This window comes from Variovorax paradoxus (assembly GCF_040544635.1).
In the GTDB taxonomy this organism is placed as follows: domain Bacteria; phylum Pseudomonadota; class Gammaproteobacteria; order Burkholderiales; family Burkholderiaceae_C; genus Variovorax; species Variovorax paradoxus_R.
Genome location: NZ_JBEPKJ010000001.1, coordinates 344,231 through 365,110, shown reverse-complemented (window position 1 = coordinate 365,110; position 20,880 = coordinate 344,231). Strand labels below are relative to the sequence as shown.

The 20,880-nt window shown below is 66.1% G+C and carries 22 protein-coding genes; 9 read left to right on the top strand and 13 right to left on the bottom strand.

Features of this window, described 5'->3' with window-relative positions; genetic code table 11:
• Window positions 1–11: 11 nt before the first annotated feature.
• Window positions 12–986, top strand: coding sequence for a LysR family transcriptional regulator (locus ABIC94_RS01795; protein ID WP_354370879.1), 975 nt, complete (start codon window positions 12–14; stop codon window positions 984–986).
• Here the strand turns inward: ABIC94_RS01795 and ABIC94_RS01790 are convergent.
• Genes ABIC94_RS01790 through speD form a run of 3 tightly spaced genes read right to left on the bottom strand, consistent with a single transcriptional unit; the run spans window position 928 to window position 3,436 of the window.
• Window positions 928–2,322, bottom strand: coding sequence for an aminopeptidase P N-terminal domain-containing protein (locus ABIC94_RS01790; RefSeq protein WP_354370878.1), 1,395 nt, complete (start codon window positions 2,320–2,322; stop codon window positions 928–930). The genes ABIC94_RS01795 and ABIC94_RS01790 overlap by 59 nt on opposite strands.
• Complete coding sequence (locus ABIC94_RS01785) at window positions 2,319–3,029, bottom strand: nucleotidyltransferase family protein (protein WP_354371413.1); 711 nt, start codon at window positions 3,027–3,029, stop codon at window positions 2,319–2,321. Before ABIC94_RS01785 ends, ABIC94_RS01790 begins: the two co-directional genes overlap by 4 nt.
• A gap of 26 nt (window positions 3,030–3,055) precedes the next feature.
• Window positions 3,056–3,436 (bottom strand): adenosylmethionine decarboxylase, encoded by a 381-nt coding sequence (gene speD / locus ABIC94_RS01780; RefSeq protein ID WP_354370876.1) that lies wholly within the window; start codon window positions 3,434–3,436, stop codon window positions 3,056–3,058.
• Between the two features lie 135 nt (window positions 3,437–3,571).
• On the opposite strand from speD, the gene ABIC94_RS01775 reads away from it, so the two are divergent.
• Window positions 3,572–5,683 (top strand): transketolase family protein, encoded by a 2,112-nt coding sequence (locus ABIC94_RS01775; protein ID WP_354370874.1) that lies wholly within the window; start codon window positions 3,572–3,574, stop codon window positions 5,681–5,683.
• Window positions 5,684–5,749: 66 nt separating this feature from the next.
• Window positions 5,750–6,751, top strand: a complete 1,002-nt coding sequence (gene gap / locus ABIC94_RS01770) for a type I glyceraldehyde-3-phosphate dehydrogenase (RefSeq protein ID WP_354370873.1) — start codon at window positions 5,750–5,752, stop codon at window positions 6,749–6,751.
• Window positions 6,752–6,839: 88 nt separating this feature from the next.
• On the opposite strand, the gene ABIC94_RS01765 is transcribed toward gap, so the two are convergent.
• The 5 genes from ABIC94_RS01765 to ABIC94_RS01745 all read right to left on the bottom strand — a co-directional run bounded on the left by ABIC94_RS01765 (window position 6,840) and on the right by ABIC94_RS01745 (window position 9,945).
• Window positions 6,840–7,436 (bottom strand): hypothetical protein, encoded by a 597-nt coding sequence (locus ABIC94_RS01765; protein ID WP_354370871.1) that lies wholly within the window; start codon window positions 7,434–7,436, stop codon window positions 6,840–6,842.
• Between the two features lie 19 nt (window positions 7,437–7,455).
• Window positions 7,456–8,052: a hypothetical protein gene (locus ABIC94_RS01760; RefSeq protein WP_354370869.1), complete on the bottom strand. Its 597-nt coding sequence runs from the start codon at window positions 8,050–8,052 to the stop codon at window positions 7,456–7,458.
• Window positions 8,053–8,137: 85 nt separating this feature from the next.
• A complete protein-coding gene (locus tag ABIC94_RS01755; RefSeq protein WP_354370868.1) occupies window positions 8,138–8,446 on the bottom strand; it encodes a putative quinol monooxygenase in 309 nt (102 codons plus the stop codon).
• Between the two features lie 93 nt (window positions 8,447–8,539).
• Window positions 8,540–8,878 carry a protealysin inhibitor emfourin gene (locus tag ABIC94_RS01750; RefSeq protein ID WP_354370867.1) on the bottom strand — a complete coding sequence of 113 codons (339 nt, stop codon included), beginning with the start codon at window positions 8,876–8,878 and terminating at the stop codon, window positions 8,540–8,542.
• On the bottom strand, window positions 8,875–9,945 hold the full coding sequence (locus tag ABIC94_RS01745) for a M4 family metallopeptidase (RefSeq protein WP_354370865.1): 1,071 nt from the start codon (window positions 9,943–9,945) through the stop codon (window positions 8,875–8,877). Before ABIC94_RS01745 ends, ABIC94_RS01750 begins: the two co-directional genes overlap by 4 nt.
• 150 nt (window positions 9,946–10,095) lie before the next feature.
• Here ABIC94_RS01745 and ABIC94_RS01740 point away from each other — a divergent pair, with 150 nt between their 5' ends.
• Window positions 10,096–10,386 (top strand): YciI family protein, encoded by a 291-nt coding sequence (locus tag ABIC94_RS01740; RefSeq protein WP_354370864.1) that lies wholly within the window; start codon window positions 10,096–10,098, stop codon window positions 10,384–10,386.
• 37 nt (window positions 10,387–10,423) lie between these two features.
• On the opposite strand, the gene ABIC94_RS01735 is transcribed toward ABIC94_RS01740, so the two are convergent.
• The 3 genes from ABIC94_RS01735 to ABIC94_RS01725 form a co-directional block, all read right to left on the bottom strand.
• A complete protein-coding gene (locus ABIC94_RS01735) occupies window positions 10,424–11,635 on the bottom strand; it encodes a pirin family protein (protein ID WP_354370863.1) in 1,212 nt (403 codons plus the stop codon).
• Between the two features lie 25 nt (window positions 11,636–11,660).
• The gene (locus ABIC94_RS01730; protein ID WP_354370862.1) at window positions 11,661–12,077 is read right to left on the bottom strand and encodes a VOC family protein; all 417 of its coding nucleotides are present in this window, start codon (window positions 12,075–12,077) and stop codon (window positions 11,661–11,663) included.
• A 107-nt stretch (window positions 12,078–12,184) separates the two neighbouring features.
• Window positions 12,185–13,561 carry an amidase family protein gene (locus ABIC94_RS01725; protein WP_354370860.1) on the bottom strand — a complete coding sequence of 459 codons (1,377 nt, stop codon included), beginning with the start codon at window positions 13,559–13,561 and terminating at the stop codon, window positions 12,185–12,187.
• A gap of 63 nt (window positions 13,562–13,624) precedes the next feature.
• On the opposite strand from ABIC94_RS01725, the gene ABIC94_RS01720 reads away from it, so the two are divergent.
• Complete coding sequence (locus ABIC94_RS01720) at window positions 13,625–15,223, top strand: CYTH and CHAD domain-containing protein (protein WP_354370859.1); 1,599 nt, start codon at window positions 13,625–13,627, stop codon at window positions 15,221–15,223.
• A gap of 36 nt (window positions 15,224–15,259) precedes the next feature.
• Here the strand turns inward: ABIC94_RS01720 and ABIC94_RS01715 are convergent, their stop codons facing one another.
• Window positions 15,260–15,736: an FKBP-type peptidyl-prolyl cis-trans isomerase gene (locus ABIC94_RS01715; RefSeq protein WP_354370858.1), complete on the bottom strand. Its 477-nt coding sequence runs from the start codon at window positions 15,734–15,736 to the stop codon at window positions 15,260–15,262.
• A 37-nt stretch (window positions 15,737–15,773) separates the two neighbouring features.
• Window positions 15,774–16,703, bottom strand: coding sequence for a LysR family transcriptional regulator (locus tag ABIC94_RS01710; protein ID WP_354370856.1), 930 nt, complete (start codon window positions 16,701–16,703; stop codon window positions 15,774–15,776).
• A gap of 85 nt (window positions 16,704–16,788) precedes the next feature.
• Between ABIC94_RS01710 and ABIC94_RS01705 the strand changes: the two genes are divergently transcribed.
• From ABIC94_RS01705 to ABIC94_RS01690, 4 genes are all read left to right on the top strand, one after another.
• Window positions 16,789–17,175 (top strand): DoxX family protein, encoded by a 387-nt coding sequence (locus ABIC94_RS01705; protein ID WP_354370855.1) that lies wholly within the window; start codon window positions 16,789–16,791, stop codon window positions 17,173–17,175.
• A gap of 46 nt (window positions 17,176–17,221) precedes the next feature.
• On the top strand, window positions 17,222–18,082 hold the full coding sequence (locus ABIC94_RS01700) for a pirin family protein (RefSeq protein WP_354370854.1): 861 nt from the start codon (window positions 17,222–17,224) through the stop codon (window positions 18,080–18,082).
• Window positions 18,083–18,392: 310 nt separating this feature from the next.
• Window positions 18,393–19,184 (top strand): class II aldolase/adducin family protein, encoded by a 792-nt coding sequence (locus tag ABIC94_RS01695; protein ID WP_354370852.1) that lies wholly within the window; start codon window positions 18,393–18,395, stop codon window positions 19,182–19,184.
• Window positions 19,185–19,272: 88 nt separating this feature from the next.
• Window positions 19,273–20,841, top strand: a complete 1,569-nt coding sequence (locus ABIC94_RS01690) for an ABC transporter substrate-binding protein (RefSeq protein WP_354370850.1) — start codon at window positions 19,273–19,275, stop codon at window positions 20,839–20,841.
• Window positions 20,842–20,880 lie beyond the last annotated feature (39 nt).

Below are 20,880 nucleotides of genomic sequence, written 5' to 3'. Positions count from 1 at the left end.
ATAATCGGGGCATGTCGCCCGAACTGCTTCCCGCCATTGCCGCCTTCGCACGCGTTGCGCACCACGCCAGCTTCACGCGGGCGGCGGAAGAACTGGGTGTATCGCCTTCGGCCCTGTCGCAAACCTTGCGCACGCTCGAGCGGCGGCTGGGCGTGCGCCTGCTCGACCGCACCACGCGCCGCGTGGGCGTGACCGAACTGGGCCAGCAGTTGCTGAAGGGCGCGCAGCCGGCGCTCGCCGCGCTCGCGCAAACGGTCGAAAGCATCAACGAGGCGCGCGACAAGCCGGCGGGGCTGCTGCGCCTCAACGTCGCGCGCGTGTCGGCCGAATTGCTTCTGTATCCGCACTTCGCCGACTTTGCCGAAGCCTTTCCCGACATCACGCTGGAGCTGGTCTGCGACAACCGCATGGTCGATCTGGTCGAAGGCGGTTTTGATGCCGGCATCCGGCTTGGCGAGAGCCTGGCGCAAGACGTGGTGGCCTTGCCGGTAGGCGGGCCGCAGCGCATGGTGACCGTCGCATCGCCGCGCTATCTTGCGAAGCGCCGGCTGCCGAAGACGCCTGAAGACCTGCGCGAACACCAATGCCTGAACTACCGGCTGACCACCGGCGGCCTCTATCGCTGGGAATACGCGCAGGACGGCCGCGTGCTCGATGTCGAAGTGGCCGGCCCGTTGATCAGCAACGATGGCGACGTGCTGCTGGCCGCCGCGCGCGACGGCGCGGGCATCATGGTGGCTTTTGAAGGCGTGGTGCGCGGCGATCTGGACAACGGCCGGCTGGTGCCGCTGCTCGAGCCCTGGTGGCCGACCTTCCCGGGTTTCTACCTCTATCACCCGAGCTCCGCGCAAATACCGCGCAAGCTGCGGGTCTTCATCGACTTCCTGCAGGCACGGCATGCGCCGCCGCCGGTGTCCCAGCGAGCGGTCAAGCTCGCATCAGTGCCTCGATCTCGTCCGCCTTCACCGGCACGCCGCGCGAAATAAGTTCGCAGCCCGTGGCCGTGACGATGGCATCGTCCTCGATGCGAATGCCGATGTTGTGGAACTGCTCGGGCACGCCGTCGGCGGGCCGCACGTAGATGCCCGGTTCCAGCGTCAGCACCATGCCCGGATGCAGGATGCGGCTCGGCCGGTTCTTGATGACCTCGTTCGACAGCGGATCTTTTCGCTCGCTCACCTCGCCCACCTGCGTAGGCTCGACGTAGCTGCCGCAGTCGTGCACGTCCATGCCCAGCCAGTGGCCGGTGCGGTGCATGTAGAACTGGAAGTAGGCGCGCGAGTCGATCACGTCGTCGACGCTGCCCACCTTGTTGGGATCGAGCAGGCCCAGGTCGAGCATGCCCTGGGCCAGCACCTTCACGGCCGCATCGTGCGGGTCGTTGAAGCGGTTGCCGGCCTTGGTGGCTGCGGCCGATGCGTCCTGGCTGGCCAACACCAGGTCGTACAGCGCGCGCTGCGGGCCGCTGAACTTGCCGTTGGCCGGAAAGGTGCGCGTGATGTCGCTCGCGTAGCCGTCGAGCTCGCAGCCCGCGTCGATCAGCACCAGTTCGCCGCTTCGCACCGGCGCCGCGTCGGCGCGGTAGTGCAGCACGCAGGCATTGGCACCGGCCGCCACGATGGAGCCGTAGGCGGGGTACTGCGAGCCGCTCAGGCGGAATTCGTGCAGCAGTTCGGCGTCGAGGTGGTACTCGCGCACGTCCTTGCCCTCGCGCAGCATGCGGGCCGAAAGCTGCATCGCGCGGATGTGGGCACGCGCGCTGATCTGCGCGGCGCGGCGCATGATGTCCTGTTCGTGCGCGTCCTTGAAGAGGCGCATTTCGTCCAGCGGGCCGCACAGGTCGTGCTGCTCCTGGGGGCACAGCGCGCCGTAGCGCACGCGCGCGCGCACCGATTGCAGCCAGCCGTCAATGCGGGTTTCGAGCCCCTTGTGGATCGCGAACGGAAACCACACGGTCGACCTGTTCTCGAGCAGCTTCGGCAGCGTGGCGTCGAGGTCGTTGATGGAGAAGGCCTCGTTCACGCCGAGCGCCTCGGGAGCCGCGTCGGGGCCCAGGCGAAAACCGTCCCAGATCTCGCGTTCCAGGTCCTTGGGCGCGCAGAACAGCGTGCTGCGGCCATCGCCCGCGAGCACCAGCCAGGCGTTCGGTTCGGTGAAGCCGGTCAGGTAATAAAAGTAGCTGTCGTGCCGGAACAAAAAGTCGCTGTCGCGATTGCGCTGGCGCTCGGGCGCTGTCGGGACGATGGCGATGCCGTCCTTGCCCAGTTGCGAGGCGAGGCGCGCGCGGCGCTCGGCGTAGATCTTGTTGTCTTCTGAGGTCATCTTGGCGTGTTCAGTTGAAGAAGCCGTTCGGGCGTCCCCACATCGGTCCAGGGGCCGGTGTAGAGCTCGGCGCTCACGAGTTCATTGTCCATCGCGGCGCGCAAGATAGGTGCCAGCGGGGCTTTGAGGCCTGCCGGGTTGCCGGCGGGAATGCCGCAGTAAGGCGGCGCGAACAGTGCGGCGCGGTACAGGCCGATGGTCGAGAAGGTGTATTTCTCGCCCGCCGAATTGAGCGCCAGACCCTCTGCCGAGAGGCCAAAATCGCCCTTCAGGTTGTGCGTCGGGTTCGGCACCAGCCACAGGTGCGCCAGCTTGCCGCTGGCCACGAAGCGGTCCACCGAGGCCTGCGTGAAGGCGAAATCCGGCACGAACACATCGCCGGCCGCGACCCAGAAAACCCCGCCGAGCCGGGGCAGCGCGCGCGCGATGCCGCCCGCCGTTTCCAGCGCTCCACCGAAGTCGCGGCCTTCGTCGGAATATGAAATTGATAGCGCACCGTGCTTGCCAAGCAAGGGCTTGGAGCCGAAGCGGCCGGAAATCTGCTCGCCGAGCCAAGCGGTGTTGACCACCAGTTCGGTAAATCCGCCGGCAGCCAGTGCCTCTATCGGCCATTGCATCAGCGGCTTGCCGCGTACTTCGAGCAGTGGCTTGGGCGTAGCGTCGGTCAGCGGCCGCATGCGCTCGCCACGCCCGGCCGCGAGGATCATCGCCGGCACGGAAGTTGGGGTGCTGCTCACGCTGCCACCTGGCCGCGCAGCAGCTCGTTGCGTTCGCTGTGGGCGGGTTGGAACAGCGCCACCAGGCATTCCATCAGCGCATGCGCCTTGGCCGAATGGTCGCCGCCGAAGTTGCACACATACACGTCGAGCGTGGCGCCGCGCTGTTCGGGCCAGGTGTGAATGCACAGGTGCGATTCGGCCAGCAGCACCGTGGCCGTGACGCCGCCCGGCCCTTCAGGCGTGGCCGGAAATCCGTGGACCAGCGTGCCCACCGGCTGCAGCCCGGCGGCCGTTACCGCCTTGATGCAAACGGCGCCGAGCGCCTCTTTGTCGGTCAGCCATTGAAGGCCGCATCGGCAGTCGTGGAGATCGGCGGTGAGGTGCAGCCCATGCATGGGTGGCAACTCTAGCAGTCCGGCTGTCGCCAAAGAACATCAGTCGGGTGTTCAGCCCGTATCGGAGGGGGTTGGAGCGAGCCCGGTAAAATCGCGGGTTCCCCCCAATCCACATTCCCCGAAAGCCCACCGCCCATGGCAAACCAAGCCCTGATGGCCAACGCGATTCGCGCGCTGGCCATGGATGCCGTCCAACAAGCAAACTCCGGACATCCGGGCGCACCGATGGGCATGGCCGACATGGCCGTCGCACTCTGGGGCGAGCACCTGCGCTACAACCCCGCGAACCCGCACTGGTTCGACCGCGACCGCTTCGTGCTCTCGAACGGCCACGCCTCGATGCTGCTGTATTCGGTGCTGCATCTCACGGGCTACGACCTGCCCATTGGCGAGCTCAAGAACTTCCGCCAGCTGCACAGCAAGACCGCGGGCCACCCTGAAGTCGACGTGACCCCCGGCGTGGAAACCACCACCGGCCCGCTGGGCCAGGGCATTACCAACGCAGTGGGCTTCGCGCTGGCGGAGAAGCTGCTCGCGGCCGAGTTCAACCGCAAGCACCACGCCATCGTCGACCACCACACCTACGCCTTCCTGGGCGACGGTTGCATGATGGAAGGCATCAGCCACGAAGCCTGCGCGTTGGCCGGCGCCTGGCACCTGAACAAGCTGATTGCGCTGTACGACGACAACGGCATCAGCATCGACGGCCAGGTAAAGCCCTGGTTCATCGACAACACCGAAGAACGCTTCAAGGCCTACGGCTGGAACGTGATCGGCCCGATCGACGGCAACGACGCCAAGGACGTGTCCAAGGCCATCGCCAAGGCGAAGAAAGAAGATTCGAAGCCCACCCTCATCATCTGCAAGACGCAGATCGGCAAGGGCAGCCCGAACCGCGCCAACACCGCCAAGGCCCACGGCGAGCCGCTGGGCACCGAGGAAATCACCCTCACCCGCGCCGCGCTGAACTGGCCTTACGCCGCCTTCGAAGTGCCGGAAGAAGTCCGCGCCGACTGGGACCACAAGGCCGAAGGCGCCAAGACCGAAGCCGCCTGGAACGACAAGTTCGCCGCCTACGCCAAGGCCTTTCCCGAACTCGCCGCCGAGTTCACCCGCCGCATGCGGGGCGAGCTGCCCAAGAACTTCCACCAGGTGGCGTTCGACACCGTGGTGGCCGCCCACACCAAGGGCGAAACCGTGGCCAGCCGCAAGGCCAGTCAGCTCGCGCTCGAGGCCTTCACCGCCGCGCTGCCCGAAATGCTCGGCGGCAGCGCCGACCTCACCGGCTCCAACCTCACCAACACCAAGAGCACGGCCGCCCTGCGCTTCGACGCGAAGACCGGCGCCGTGGTCATGGACGTGCCCGTCCAGCAGCCGAACCAGGGTGCCGAAGACGAAGCTGCGCCCGAGAGCACCGCCGACAATGCCGAACCGCCCCACGGCGTAGTCGGCCGCCACATCAACTACGGCGTGCGCGAGTTCGGCATGGCGGCCATCATGAACGGCGTGGCGCTGCATGGCGGCTTCATTCCCTACGGCGGCACTTTCCTGACCTTCAGCGACTACAGCCGCAACGCCATCCGCATGGCTGCGCTCATGAAGCGCCGCGTGGTGCACGTGTTCACGCACGACTCCATCGGCCTGGGCGAAGACGGCCCCACGCACCAGTCGATCGAGCACGCCGCGTCGCTGCGCCTGATTCCGAACCTCGACGTCTGGCGTCCGGGCGACACGGCCGAAACCGCCGTGGCCTGGGCCGTGGCGCTGCAGAACCAGTCGCGCCCCACCGCGCTGCTGCTGAGCCGCCAGAACATCGCCTATGCGCCGAAGGGCGACCTCGGCGACATCAGCCGCGGTGCGTATGTGCTGTCGGAGCCCGAAGCCGTCGGCCTCAAGAGCAAGAAGACCGCCGCGGTCATCATCGCCACCGGCTCCGAAGTGCAATTGGCCCTGGCCGCGCAGAAATTGCTGGCCGAGAAGAAAATTGCCGTGCGCGTGGTGTCGATGCCCTCGACCACCACCTTCGACCGCCAGGACGTGGCCTACAAGAAGAGCGTGTTGCCGAAGAAGCTGCCGCGCATCGCCGTCGAAATGGGCTGCACGGGCGGCTGGTGGAAATACGGCTGCGCGGCCGTCGTGGGCATCGACAGCTACGGCGAGTCGGCACCCGCACCAGCGCTGTTCAAGCATTTCGGTTTCACGGCAGAGAACGTTGCCGCCACCGTCGAAGCCGCCCTGCGCGACTGAGCCGGCAGCAAGGCGTTTCATCTTTCCGTTCGATCACAAAGTTTTTCAACCTTAGGAGCAAATCAGATGGCTATCAAACTCGGTATCAACGGCTTCGGTCGCATCGGTCGCAACGTGCTGCGCGCAGCGGTGCAGAACTTCAAGAACGACATCGAAATCGTCGCCATCAACGACTTGCTCGAGCCCGACTACCTGGCCTACATGCTCCAGTACGACTCGGTGCACGGCCGCTTCAAGGGCGAAGTCACGGTTGAAGGCAACACGCTGATCGTCAACGGCAAGAAGATCCGCCTCACGCAGGAGCGCGACCCGTCGCAGCTGAAGTGGAACGAAGTCGGCGCCGACATCGTGCTCGAGTCGACCGGCCTCTTCCTCACGAAGGAAACCTGCCAGAAGCACCTCGACGCGGGCGCCAAGAAGGTGATCATGTCGGCACCATCGAAGGACGACACCCCCATGTTCGTCTACGGCGTGAACGACAAGAAGTACGCCGGCGAAGCCATCGTGAGCAACGCCAGCTGCACCACCAACTGCCTGGCCCCGCTCGCCAAGGTGCTGAACGACAAGTGGGGCATCAAGCGCGGCCTGATGACCACCGTGCACGCTGCCACCGCCACCCAGAAGACCGTCGACGGCCCGAGCAACAAGGACTGGCGCGGCGGCCGCGGCATTCTGGAAAACATCATTCCCTCGAGCACCGGCGCCGCCAAGGCCGTGGGCGTGGTAATTCCCGAGCTCAACAAGAAGCTCACGGGCATGAGCTTCCGCGTGCCGACCTCCGACGTGTCGGTGGTCGACCTCACGGTCGAGCTCGAGAAGGAAGCCACGTACAAGGAAATCTGCGCCGAAATGAAGGCGCAGAGCGAAGGCGCGCTCAAGGGCGTGCTGGGCTACACCGAAGACAAGGTGGTGGCCACCGATTTCCGCGGCGACCCGCGCACCTCGATCTTCGACGCCGAAGCCGGCATTGCGCTCGACAGCACCTTCGTGAAGCTCGTGAGCTGGTATGACAACGAATGGGGCTACTCGAACAAGTGCCTCGAAATGGTGAAGGTCGTTTCGAAGTAAGGCTTCGACGCTTCAATGAAAAACGCGCCCTCGGGCGCGTTTTTTTATATCGGGCTCGCGGAGAAGGGAGTCGAGTCAAGGAGTCGAGTCAGCGCAGCTTCTCGTTCCTTCGAATTTCGCTGCTGAGCTGCGACGTCAACCGCGTGGCCGCGCGCCGGGCGGCCAGCCCGTAGTCGCCGTTGAACTCGCCGAACTCGGCCGTGCCGTTGCCCACCGCGCGCACACGCGTGACCTCGGCGCCCGCGGTATCGCTCACCACGCAGCTCACCTCGGCGGTGAAGGCCGTGGGCGGCCAGGTGATCCAGGAAGACGAACTCGAATCGGTCTTGATCTGCGGCGTGAACACCAGCGACACGCCCGCCGCCTCGTTGACCTTTGCATCGCCCGCGGCTCGCAGCACGACCACGTCGCGGTACACCGCGCGCAGCGCATCGCGAATCGACTTTTCGAGATCGCGGTAGGGGTAGTAGCTCACGCGGTCGCCGCTGCCGCCGGCGGTCGTCACCTGCTGGTCGCGCTGGGCGTCGGTCATCACGTAGGCCACCTTCTTCGGAATCAGGTGGGCCATCGACCGCGGCGGCGCGGTCTCGGTGATCATCGTGATCGGATGCGAGCAACCTGCCAGCACGGCGGCCAGGGCTGCGGTGGCAAACAGGCGGGCGGCCGAAGAAAAAGGAAACGGCATGGTGCTGCTTTCTCCGGGTCTAGGGTGCAATGGCCGCGATGAACTGCGGGTCGGCATACATCTGGCGCAGCAGCGCGCGCACCAGCCTCGGGTATGCGGCCTGACCGGCCGGCACGGCCACGATGTTCGCGTAGCTTGAGTCGAAGGCAATCTCGCCGCGGTAGGTTTTGCGTAACCTCTGCACGGTTGCGCGCGTTACCACCACTTCCACGTCCATGCGGCCGGTGCCGTTGATCACGCCGAGGTCGAGTTCGTTCACCAGTATTCGCGCCGCGATGCGCGTCGGTGCCTTGGGGTCGTAGGCCGATATCTCGCCCAGGTCGCGCATCAGCGCGTCTTCCAGGTATTGCGCGAAGGTGCCGCTGGGCGACAGCAGTTTGGCGCGGCGCAGGTGGAGGGTGTTGATGCTGTCGTTCGGGTCGGTCGGCTGAACTTTCGCCACCGCCACCATGCCGGGGCGCGTGGCTTCGAGCCGGTCGAGCGCCTCGTAGTCGGCTGCGTAGGGCGGTGCGCCCAGTTGTGCGCAGCCAGCCGACAGCACCAGCGCGGCCAGTGCGCAGAGCCTTGCGGCGGAAGCGCGCACGCGCAGACCGTGCGGTCTGAAGAAGATCGCCATGCCTTGAGTCCCTCCTCGGGATGCCTGATCCCGGCGCGAGGGTAGCAGGCATTGCGCCGCGCGCGAAGGCCTGCGGCCAGGCCTCTCAGACCGGCTCGAGCACGTGAATCAGCTTGCTCTCGACCAGCTCTTTCGTCTTTGCGCCGTGCGCCGCCATGTGCGGTGCCACCGCATGGGCCTGCAGGTGAGCCAGCGTTTCCCACTTTTCGATGACCACGAAGGTGTCTGGTCCGAAGCTGGCCTTCGACGTCGGGACGCCTTGCGCATCGATGGTGGCGCCGTACTCGATGCAGCCCTCTTCGGCCAGCACGGCCGCGCGGTTGGCGGCAAAGGCTTCGAGCAGCTTGGCGCGCTGGCCCGGCTTGGCGGTGATGACGGCGACGACGTGAATCATGGAAAGAGGCTCCGGTGTAGTTGTGGATTGTGATCGCCGAATCTAAAAGATCCGTCGCTTCGGCGGGGGTCTCGCGCGCGACCAGACCACGCCTCAGCGGTCGGCTGCGTCTTTCCACAGGTGCACCAGCGCCTCCGGTGCCTCGTTCTCGGGCACTTCGAAGCTGATTGAACCTGAATGGGTGGTGGCGCTCTCCACCACCACTTCCACGCGGTAGAAGCGCTGGTCGCCACCCGGCGAACCGGGCCCGTCGCGCTGCTCCGCATGCGGCGCGGCGCTTTGCAGCGCCTCGCCGATCTGCTGGCGCAGTTCCGCGCTGCAGTTGCCCAGTTGGTAGCTGCGTGGCCGCGAAAGGCCCGGCAGGTAGGCAACGCCGCCCTCGCGCGTCACGCGCACGACCGAAGCCTGGTCCAGAGGCGGAAGCTGAATCATGATGGTGCGACCCCCACGGTGTTCCATGCGGCGCCGATGGCCTTGTGCGCCGCGCTGTTGGCGCCGAAGCGCTTGGCCGCATTCTCCACGCTCAGCTGCGCGAAGGCCAGGAAATCGGCATCCTGGCGCAGCCGCCTGTCGCACACCGTGTCGTACCAGACGCGCCCCGCCGTCTCCCAGGCCGGGCCCTGGATGGCCGTGGCAGCGAGATGAAAGGCGCGATTCGGAATGCCGGAATTGATGTGCACGCCGCCATTGTCCTGCTGCGTGACGACCAGGTCTTTCATGTGGGCAGGCTGCGGATCTTTGCCCAGCACCGGATCGTCGTAGGCGGTGCCCGGCTCGGCCATCGAGCGCAGCGCGCGCGCCGCCACCTTGTCGGTGAAAAGCCCCGCGCCCACGAGCCAGTCGGCCTGTTGCGCCGTCTGCTTCAGCAAGTGCTGCTTCACCAGTACGCCGAACACGTCGCAGATCGATTCGTTCAGCGCACCCGACTGCCCTTGGTAAACCAGGCCCGATTCATGATCGATGACGCCGTGCGTCAGCTCGTGTCCGATGATGTCCACCGCAATGGTGAAGCGGTTCATGACCTCGCCGTCGCCGTCGCCGAACACCATCTGCTTGCCGTTCCAGAACGCGTTGTCGTAGTCGTTGCCGTAGTGCACGCTGCCCGTCAGCGGCATGCCCGCGCCGTCGATGGAGTCGCGCTCGTAGATGTCGTGATACAGCCGATAGGTGGCGCCGAGATAGTCGTAGGCCTCGTCGGCCGCGATGTCGCCGGTGGATGCCTGCCCTTCGGCGCGCACCGGCCGGCCGGGCAGCACCATGGTGTGTTCAGCGTCGTGAACTGCGCGCGCGGGCGAGTTGTGCCGCACGTAGCGCGGTGGCGGCTCCGACGACACGCCGTGGCTCGCAATTGCCTCGCGAAGCCCACGCTGCTGGCGGTCGATCATCAGCGTTTGTGCCGCGCGCGCGCTGGCATGGGCGCTGGCACGCTCCGCCAGTCGGTCCAGCAGGTAGGGCGGTACGAAACTGGGTGGCAAAAAATGCGGCGACCGCAGCGGCATGAACGACTCCCCTGAGCAGTTGAAGGCAATGAAAAAGACGGTAGCAGAAGCTGCAAAACATGGATCACTCCGTTACTTCTCGTGTCACGGAATGCCCACGGTTCACGCCATAGGATTGGAAGTTCCAGATTCACTTTGCCGCCTTCGCCCATGTTCATCGTCACTCTCACCTACATCCGTCCGCTTGAAGAGCTCGATGCGTTGATGGATGGGCACATGGCCTGGCTGCGAAAGCACTACGCAAGCGGCCTCTTCGTGGCCTCGGGCCGGCAGGTGCCGCGCAAGGGCGGCGTGATCCTCGCGCGTTCGGGCGACCGGGCCGCGCTCGACGCGGTGCTGGCGCGCGACCCGTTCGTGCAGAGCGGCGTGGCAAGCACGCACGTGATCGAGTTCGTGCCGAGCATGACCGCACCCTCGGTCGAGCTGCTTAAAACTTTTTGATTCGCTCTGAGCCAGGGCTGCGTTCTTATGTTCCTGTTCAGGCCTCCGGCTTTTCTTCGCGTCCGCCCGGATGCCGCGCAAAACGCGCCGCGTCGCGGCCGTGCACCGGTGCCGAATCGCTCCAGGGCCAACCGCCGAACTGCGTGCGGCGATAGTCGGCCAGCGTCTGGCTGATCTCGGCCTGCGTGTTCATCACGAAGGGGCCGTACTGCGCCACCGGCTCGGCAATCGGGCGTCCTTGCAGCAGCAGGAATTCGCTCGCTTCCTCATTGCCATTGAGCAGCTCCACGGCCGCATCGGCAAGCAGCTCGATGGCCGCTGGGCCTTCCACGCGCTGGCCCGCAATGTGCAGGGCGGCGCCCTTGAAGAAGTACAGCATGCGCCGCGTGCCCTCGCCCACGGCGGCGGGCAGCGTCCATTGCGCGCCGGGCGTCATCTTCAGCGTCCAGATCGCCACGTCGGCATCGGCCTGCGCGGCCCATGAATCGGGTGGCGGCGCCAGCGGAGCGATGGACGCCTGTCCTGCGTTGTCCGCGGCATCGCCGAACCGGCCCGCGATCACCGCGACCTCGGTGCGGCCGCCCTTCGCGTCGTCGGACGCAAAGCGCGGTATCGCTTCCGACCAGAACATCGTGAAGTGCGGGTCGGCCATCTTGCTCGTGGCCGGCAGGTTGAGCCAGATCTGGAACAGCTCCAGCGGGTTCGGCGCGTTCGCATCGAGCAGCGGAAACATCTCCGAATGCACGATGCCCTTGCCGGCCGTGAGCCACTGCACGTCGCCGCCGCCGAAGCGCGCGGTGGCGCCCAGCGAATCGGAATGGTCCACCAGCCCCTTGCGCACGATGGTCACGGTTTCGAAGCCGCGGTGCGGGTGCGAGGGAAAGCCCGGCACCGTGTCGCCGTGGTACATGCTCCAGCCGTCCTTGCGGCTGAAGTCCTGGCCGATCTGCCGGCCCGCCAGCGGTGCCTCGGGGCCCATCTGCGCGTTGGCCTTGGGATAGGCATCGTCGTGATAGACGCAGAACAAAAACGGGTCGATCGTCTGCCATGGGAAGCCGAGCGGGCTTACCTGCAGCACGGGGCTGCGGCCTTCTTCATTGCTGTTGTTGCTGGACACCTCGGTATTCCTTTCCGTTGATCGCGCCGCGGAACGCGCGGCAGCATTGTTCTTCGGAATATCGGGGCGAACCTGCTTTAAGGAAGATGCCTTCCGTGCAACAGTGAAGAGCGCATATGGAACGATGGGCATCGTTCTTGTTCTCTTCGGCCGTGCCTTACTGCGGGGGCATTTCGGCGTTCGGGTCCATGTAGCTCAACTCCCACAAGTGGCCATCGATGTCCTGGAAGCCGTGGCCGTACATGAAGCCGTAGTCCTGCGGCTCGCGCGGCACCGTACCGCCCGCGGCCACCGCCTTGGCCACCATCTCGTCGACCTCGGCGCGGCTTTCGCACGAAAGGCACAGCAGCACCTCGGTGCTCTTGCTGGTGTCGGTGAGGCTCTTGTCGGTAAAGGTCTTGAAGAAGTCTTCGACCAGCAGCATGGCGTGAATGCTGCCTTCCTGGATGACCATGCAGGCGGCGTTGGCGTCGGTGAATTGCTCGTTGAAGGTGTAGCCCAGTGCGGCAAAGAAAGCCTTGGACTTTTCCAGGTTCTTGACGGGGAGGTTCACGAAGATTTGCTTGTTGGCCATGGTTGTCTTCCTGTTTCGATGAAGAGTGGATCGGAATGGTTTGCCGGTGTGTTGTGTACACCGTCCACAAAAGATATCAAAGAAAATGGACGGCGTCCACATCTTTTTCAAGCATCGATTTCGGCCAGCTGATCGGCCAGGGCGATGGTGCTCCGGTCCTCGAAATGCGGACCGACGATTTGCACGCCGAGTGGCAATCCGTTCGACGTGCGGCCCGCGGGTGCGACCGTGGCGGGCAGTCCACCCAGGCTGGCCAGTCCAACCCAGGCGCCCTGCGCGCCGTACGGCGTCTGAACTCCATCGATGGTGAGCGTACGCTTGCTCCAGTCTTCTTCGGTCACGTGTTCGAAGGCCGCGCAGCCGACCGCGGGGCACAGCACCGCGTCGAACTGCGCGAACAGCGTGCGCAATTGCGCTCGGATGCGCGTGCGCGTGGCGAGAAGGTCGAACCAGACGTGCAGCGACATCGGCGACTGGCCGCCCGGCTCGGCGTGCGCGAGCACGGCTTGCACGATCTGGTTGTAGGTGTCGCTGATCTCGGCCATATCGGGCAGCAGGCCGGATGCATCAACCACCGAGGCGCCCGCCCTTGCCAGCCGCTGGCCCGCGCCTTCGACCGCCGCGCGCACATCGGCGGCCACCGCAGCCTGTGGATGCGCCGTGACCACCAGCACGTGCCAGTCCTTCGTGGCTGTGTGGCGCGGCGCCGGCAACGCGAAGCGGCCTTCCGTAAGGTGGGCCGCATCAGGCCCGGCCAGCACATCGAGCGCCAGCGAGAGGTCCGCCGCACAGTGGCCGATCGGCCCGATCACCGAGGGCAGCCCGGCCGGCGCCTCTTCGGTGCCCGGAAACGCAAAGCCGCGCGTCGGCAGGAGGCCAAGGCTCGGCTTGTGCGCATACACGCCACAAAAGCTCGCGGGAATGCGCAGCGAGCCCATCAGGTCGCTGCCCAACTCCAGCGCCACCATGCCCGTGGCCACCGCCACCGCAGCGCCACCGGATGAACCGCCCGGCGTGCGCCTGGGGTCGAGCGGGTGCACCGTCCGGCCGTAGACCGGATTGGCGCATTGCCAATCGGCCAGCGCGGACGGCACATTGGTCTTGCCGAGAACCACCGCGCCTGCCGCCTTCAGGCGCTGCACCGCCACTGCATCCTCCCTCGGCATGAAGCCGCGAAACGGCGGCAGGCCCCAGCTGGTTGGCAGGCCGGCGACGTTGAAGGCTTCCTTCACCGTCATCGGCACGCCGAGCAGCGGCCGGCGCTCGCCGCTCGCGAGGGCCGCATCGGCTTCTGCGGCCTGGCGGCATGCGCGGTCGAAGTCGCGCACCACCACCGCGTTGAGCGGGCCGTCGAGCGCTTCGATGCGGGCGATGGCGGCTTTGCACAGATCCATCGCGCTCACCTCTCTGGCGGCCAGCGCCCTGGCCGACTGTGCTGCGCCCGCGGCCAGCAAGGCGATGGGATCGAGCGACGTCGTGGCCATGGAGACCTTTCTTGCCGCCTATTGGCAGCGGCAGATAGCAATGTGCACGCAAGACGGGGCATCATGGCCGTCATGGAAGTCGAATTCAAGTTTCATATTCCCGCAGAGCGCCTGAAAGCAGTCGAGGCCGCCATGCGCCGCGGCACCGTGGTGCGCACCCGCCTGCAGGCGCGCTACTTCGACACTGCCGACCAGGCGCTGGCCGCGCAAGGCATCGTGCTGCGGCTGCGCAAAGAGGGGCGGCGCTGGGTGCAGACAGCCAAGGCCACGGGCGACAACGCGCTGCACCGGCTCGAACACAACGTCGACCTTGGCGCGGCGGTGGGCAACTCATCACCGGCCATCGACCCGCAGCGCCACCAGGGCACGCCCGTGGGCGACCGGCTCGCCAAGATTCTGGCCGAGAGCGGTGCGCCGCTGGTCGAGCGCCAGTCCACAGACATTGTTCGACTGACACGCGACGTGCGCACCACGGGAGCCGGTGCCGCGGTGGTGGAGTTGGCGCTCGACCTCGGCAAGGTCGTCGCTCATGCGGGCACGCCCGAGCAACGCGAATCCCCTGTGTGCGAACTGGAGCTCGAACTCAAGCGCGGCGACGTGCAGGGACTGGTCTCGCTCGCGCGCCGTTGGTCGCAGCAGCACGGCCTGTGGTTCAGCACCGTTTCCAAGGCCGAACGCGGTGCGCGCCTGCTGGCAAAGCTCGAGGTCGTGCCGGCCGTCAAGGCAGAGACGCCCCGCTTTGCCGAAGAGAAAGAAGACAAGCTCGACGGCCGCGCCATCCAGCAAGCCGTGGTCGCGTCTTGCCTCGCTCAGATGCTGCCTAACGCCAGCGAGATCGCGGCGGGCAGCACCGACGAAGAACAGATCCATCAATTGCGCATCGGCATCCGGCGGCTGCGCACCGCATTGCGCGAACTCGCGGGGCTCGATGCGAGCGCGGGTTTTTTCGACGCGGCCGAATGGGAGCCGCCGCTCGTTGAAGCCTTTCGCGCACTCGGCACACTGCGCGACCGCGAGCAGGTCGTGAAACTGGCGCAGCCGCAACTGCGCGACGCCGGTGCACCGGAGTTCGATCCGCTGGCTGATGATGAAGCAGCGGCCAACGCGCCGTCGCCCAGCGACATCGTGCGCGCCGCGGCATTCCAGTCGGTGCTGGTCTCGCTCATCGGCTTTACCGCGGCGGCAATGCCTGCGGAAGCGGAGAAAGCCAAGGAAGCCGCGCCAGAAGAACAACCGGCGCCGCTGAATGCCGGCGATGCCCGCCGCCTCCTGCGCAAACGCCTGCAGCGCTTGCACAAACAGATCGTGCGCGACGGCCAACGCTTCGAGTCCCTGAGTGTTGAAGAACAGCACCGCACGCGCAAGCGCCTCAAACGCCTGCGTTATCTGGCGGAGTTCGTGACGCCGCTGTTCGCCGACGATGATGGAAAAAAGTCAGCTGCCGGGCGCTACCTGAAGCGGCTGCGCCCCGCACAAGACGCGCTGGGCCAATTCAACGACGAAGCCGTGGCAATGGCGCTCTACCGCGAAGCCGCCGAGCGCGACGCGCGCGCATGGTTTGCCGTCGGCTGGTTCAGCGCGCGCCATGCGGCCGGCGCGAAGGCCTGCCGCAAGGCGCTCGGCAAGATCGAGAAGGCGCCGCGGTTCTGGGCAAAGAAGTAAGAAGCGGGCCGGGAGGCCGGACGATCGAACGACCGGTCAGTGGTGGTGCCCGTGCGCCCCATGCACGTGGCGGTGCTCGATCTCCACCGGCAGTGCCGCGCGCACGTCCGTCACCTGGAGGCTGAAGCGCAGCGCCTTGCCCGCCCACGGGTGATTGCCGTCGAGCAGCACCACCGGGCCCTTGATCTTCGTCACGGTGAAGAGGTGCTCGCGCCCGTCGTCGAGCCTTCCTTCCAGCTGCCCGCCGACTTTCACGCCCGGCGGAAAGTCGGCCTTGGGAATGCTGCGCACCAGCGATTCGTCGCGCAGGCCGAAGGCGTCTTCAGGCGCGAGGTGCAGCGTGGTCTGGAAGCCCTTTTCCTTGCCATCGAGCGCTTCCTCGATCTTGGGCAGCGTGTTCTCGTACCCGCCATGCAGGTAGGCCATTGGCTCGGGGCTGGCTTCGATGACCTTGCCCTGGGCGTCGGCGACCTTGTACTTGAGGGTGACGACGGTGTCTTTTTCGATTTTCATAAAGGCATTTTCTGTGGAAATTGATTGGCCGGTGGAGCTAGGTCTTCGCCACCCGCAGCATCTCCGGCAACGCCTCCACCGCACTCAGCTTCTCCACCACCATCCCGACAAACGCCGAAACCGCCAGCGGCAGGTGCTTGCGGCTCGGGTACAGCACGCTCAGCCCCTGCCCTGTGCGCTGGTATTGCGGCAGCACCGGCACGAGCTGGCCGGCATCGAGGTCGAGCCGGGCCATGGTGGGCGGCAGAAGTGCGACGCCAAGGCCGGCGAGCGCGGCCTTGCGCAGCGCCTGGGCGGTGTTGCCGCTGAAGCGGCCCGCCACCTGCACTTCTTCTTCCGCGCCATCGGGGCCGGTCAGGCGCCAGAGGGTGCGGCCGCTGGGATGGGGCGAGGTGACGCAGTCGTGATTCGCCAAGTCCTGCAAGGTGGCGGGCGCACCACTCGCGGCGATGTAGGCGGGGCTGGCCACCATGCCGTCGGTTCGGGCGTTCAGGAGCTTGCGGGCGACGTAGCCTGAGTCGGGCAGCGCACCGCCGCGAAACGCGATGTCGATCTGCTCGGCGATCAGGTCGGCCTTGGCATCGCTGAGCACGAAGTCGATGCGCACCAGCGGGTGCGCGGCCAGAAAGTCGGCGACCCACTCCATGGGAAAGAAGTCGAAGAAATCGGCAGTTGCGGCCACTCGGATCAAGCCACTGGGTTCCCGGCTACCGGTAATCAGCTCTTGCCCGGCCTCGACCAGTCCGTCGACCGCGCCCGCGCAGCGCTCATGAAAAGCTTGGCCGGCGCTCGTGAGCGTGAGCTTGCGGGTGGAGCGCTGCATCAGCCGCGTGCCCAGCTGCGACTCCAGCTGCTGGATGCGCCGGCTCACGGTGTTGGGCGGCAGGCCCAACCGGCGCGCCGCCCCGGCAAAGCTGCCGTAGCGGACCACCTGCACAAACATGGCGATGTCGTTGAGGTCGAGCACGACGGGGATTCCTTCTGTTGGTGGACGAGTGCAATCCGATTCTGCCGTCTAGTCGATCAATGGGTGCCGCCCTAACCTTGTGCCCATGACTTCTTCACTACTTGTTTCCCCGACCCAGCGCCGCATCGTCTGGGGCATTCGCATTCTTCTGGCGCTGGCTTTCGGTGCCGCCGGCCTCGCCAAGCTGGCTGGCGCGCCGCAGATGGTCCAGGTGTTCGAGGCGGTCGGCTTCGGCCAGTGGTTCCGCTACGTGACGGGCGTGGTCGAGGTCGGCGGCGCATTGCTGCTGCTGGTGCCGGCGACCGGCTTCATCGGCGGCTTGCTGCTGACCGTGACCATGGCCGGCGCCGTGGCCACGCACCTCGTGCTGATCGGCGGCAATCCGGCGCCGGCCATCGTGCTGGCGCTGCTCTCGGCCTTCGTGACCTGGCGCCTGCGGCCGATGCCTCGGCCGACGGCCAGGGTGGCCTGATCTTTTTTCTTCTTCTCTTCTTCTTCCATCGGTTCAGGAGCCTCCCATGACCACCGCCGTTGCCACCACCACAACAGAAGCCCGCGCCATCGTCTACCGCACGTTCGGTTCGCAGCATGGGCCGATCACGCGGCTCATGAGCCCGGGCGACCTGGGCGAATTTCTCAAGCCCTTCGTGTTTCTCGACCTCTTCGGCTTCGACATTACCGGCGGGCGCAAGGGCTTCGGCATGCACCCGCATTCGGGCATTGCGACGCTGACGTGGCTGATCGAAGGCGACACGCAGTACGAAGACACGACCGGCGAGCAGGGCGTGCTGCCGGCCGGTGGGGTCGAGTGGATGCGCGCCGGCAACGGCGTGTGGCACGACGGCGCACCCGCGCCGGAGACGAAGCGTGTGCAGGGCTTCCAGCTCTGGGTGGCCCTGCCGGCCTCGGAAGAAAACGCGCCGGCGCAAAGCATCTACCTCTCGCCTTCGCAGGTGCCGAGCGAAGGCCCGGCGCGCGTGCTGCTCGGCCGCTACGGCGCGGCGCAAAGCCCCATTCCGGCACCGGCGCCGATGAACTACTTGGCCGTGCAGCTGAAAGACGGCGAGCACTGGCGCTACACGCCGCCCGCCGGTCACACCGTGGGCTGGGTGGCAGTGAGCTCGGGCCGGCTCGGCACGGCGGCCGCCGGCGAACCCATCGGCACTGGCGAACTGGCGGTGTTCGAGGAGTCCGGCGCAGCCATCGACTTCGTGGGTCGCGGCGACACGTCCTTTGTATTGGGCTCGGCCGTGAAGCATCCGCATGAACTGGTGATGGGCCACTACTCGGTACATACGAGCAAGGCCACGCTCGACCAAGGCGAGGCCGAGATCCGCCGCATCGGCGCGCGGCTGCGCGAGGAAGGGCGCCTGCGCTGAGAGCCCATCACGGTGCATCCGGCGCTTTCATGGCGCAGGAATGACGCACGAAAGGCCTCATCCGACCTCATCCGGCCACATCCGCCGCGCGCACTTTCCCCAGTGCGCGCGGCTTTTTTCTTGGCGCTCGCCCTTTGCCGGCGGGCCTTTCCCCGCTTCAAACCATTCCACCAAGGGCTTACCCCATCACGCGGGCCTGCATATTGCTTAAGACTGTCGTTGGTTGACTGTCGACAGTTTGCACAGTCGATCCGAAGACCCCGAACGAGGCGCCGGCGGTTTCCGCTGGGCCTGAAAAAAGGAACGCGATATGCAATTGCACGCAGTGGACCGCAAGGCCCCACCCGTTTCCGACGCCGAGCGCCAGGTGCGCGAGGATCTTGCCGCCGCCTACCGCCTGGTCGCGTACTACGGCATGGACGACAGCATCTACACCCACATCTCCGCGCGGGTGCCGGGCACCGAGGGGCAATTCCTCATCAACCCCTTCGGAATGCTGTTCAAGGACATCACGGCCTCGTCGCTGGTGAAGATCGATCTGGACGGCCGCATCCTCGACGACTCGCCCTACGACGTGAATCCGGCCGGCTTCACCATTCACAGCGCGGTGCATGCGGCACGCCATGACGCGGCCTGCGTGCTGCACACGCACACGGTGGCGGGCGTCGCGGTGTCGTCGCTGGCGGGCGGGCTGCAGCCATGCAACCAATGGGCGCTGCAGTTCTACAACCGGGTGGTCTATCACGACTTCGAAGGCATTGCGCTCGATGCCGACGAGCGCGAGCGCCTGGTGGCCGACCTGGGGCCGACGGCGCGTGCGCTCATCCTGCGCAACCACGGGCTGGTCACGCTCGGGCGCACGGTGTCGGAGGCTTTCATCCTGATGCTGAACCTGGAGCGCGCCTGCCGCGTGCAGGTAGCCATCGCCTCCAGCGGGCAGCCTGTGTACCCCGTGCCGCACGAGGTCTGCGAGAAGACCGCGCAGCAGTACGAAAGCGGCGACAGCGTGCGCGAGCCGGGCCAGCCCGACCCCAACGCGCGCGAGTGGCGCGCACTGCTGCAGCGCATCGATCCGCTTCCCGCCACGTCGTACCGCGACTGAACGCGGCGCCGTGCGCGGCGCCCGCGTTCTTCCGTTCCCGTTTCTTCGTCCCCACCCGCTCGCACAGAGCCACAAGGAGTTTCCGCACATGAAACGTCGCAACCTCATCCAGATGGGCGCCGCTGCCACCGCCGGCCTGACACTGGCAGGCGTCCCCTTGCACCTGCTCGCCGCGGGCAAGAAAGGCGGCGTGATCAACGCCGTCGTGCAGCCCGAGCCGCCGGGGCTGATGCTGGGCATCACGCAGAACGGCCCCACGCAGATGATCTCGGGCAACATCTACGAGGGCCTGCTGCGCTACGACGAGAAGATCAACCCGCTGCCCTCGCTGGCCACCTCGTGGGTCGTCAACAAGGAAGGCACGCTCTACACCTTCAAGCTCAAGCCCGGCGTCACCTGGCATGACGGCAAGCCCTTCACCTCCGCCGACGTGGTTTTTTCGGCCGACGTGTTTTTGCGCAAGACGCATGCGCGGCTGCGCGCCAACCTGGCCGCGGTGGAAAGCATCAAGGCCATCGATCCGCTCACGGTCGAGTTCAAGCTCAAGTACCCGTTCGGTCCGTTCATCGGCATCTTCGAGGTCGGCAGCATGCCGATGCTTCCGAAGCACATCTACGAAGGCACCGACTTCGCGACCAACCCGGCCAACGCCACGCCCATCGGCACCGGGCCGTTCAAGTTCAAGGAATGGGTCAAGGGCTCGTACATCCAGCTCGTGGCCAACGACAAGTACCACGTCAAGGACGTGCCGCTGGTCGAAAGCGTGTACTTCCATGTGATTCCCGATGCGGCCTCGCGCGCGGCGGCGTTCGAGTCGGGCAAGGTCGACCTGGTGCCGGGCGGCGCGGTCGAATACTTCGACGTGCTGCGGCTCTCCAAGCTGCCGGGCGTCGCGGTCACCACCAAGGGCTGGGAGTTCTTCGCGCCGCATTCGTGGCTGTGGCTCAACAACCGCAAGGCGCCGATGGACAACGTCAAGTTCCGCCAGGCGGTGATGTACGCGATAGACCGCGAAGCCATGGCGAAGATCGCGTGGCAGGGCTTCGCCAAGCCCGCGACCGGCCCGTTCAACAGCAACATCAAGTTCTACAGCGCCGACGTCGCCAAGTACCCGCGCAACGTGGCCACCGCCAAGAAACTGCTGGAAGAAGCCGGTTACAAGGGTGAGACGCTGCGCCTGCTGCCGCTGCCCTACGGTGAGACGTGGACGCGTTCGGCCGAAATCCTGCGCCAGAACCTCGCGCAGGCCGGGATCAAGGTCGAGCTGGTGGCCACCGACGTGGCCGGCTGGAACCAGAAGCTCAACGAATGGGACTACGACCTTGCCTTTACCTACGTGTACCAGTACGGGGACCCGGCGCTGGGCGTGGCGCGCAACTACACCAGCAGCAACATCGCCAAGGGCTCGCCCTTCAACAACGTCGAGGGTTACTCGAATCCGAAGGTCGACGAGCTCTTCGATGCCGGCGCGAAAGAGGCCGACCCAGAAAAGCGCAAGGCCATCTACCTGCAGGTGCAGAAGATCCTGCTCGACGAGGTGCCCGTGGCCTGGCTGCACGAGCTCAACTTTCCGACGCTGTACCGCACCAAGCTTGGCAACCTGATCACATCCGGCATCGGCCTGAACGACAGCCTCGGTACCGCAACGCTCGCATGACGGCCAGCCTGCTGCACATGCAATTCCACAGGAGCCGCC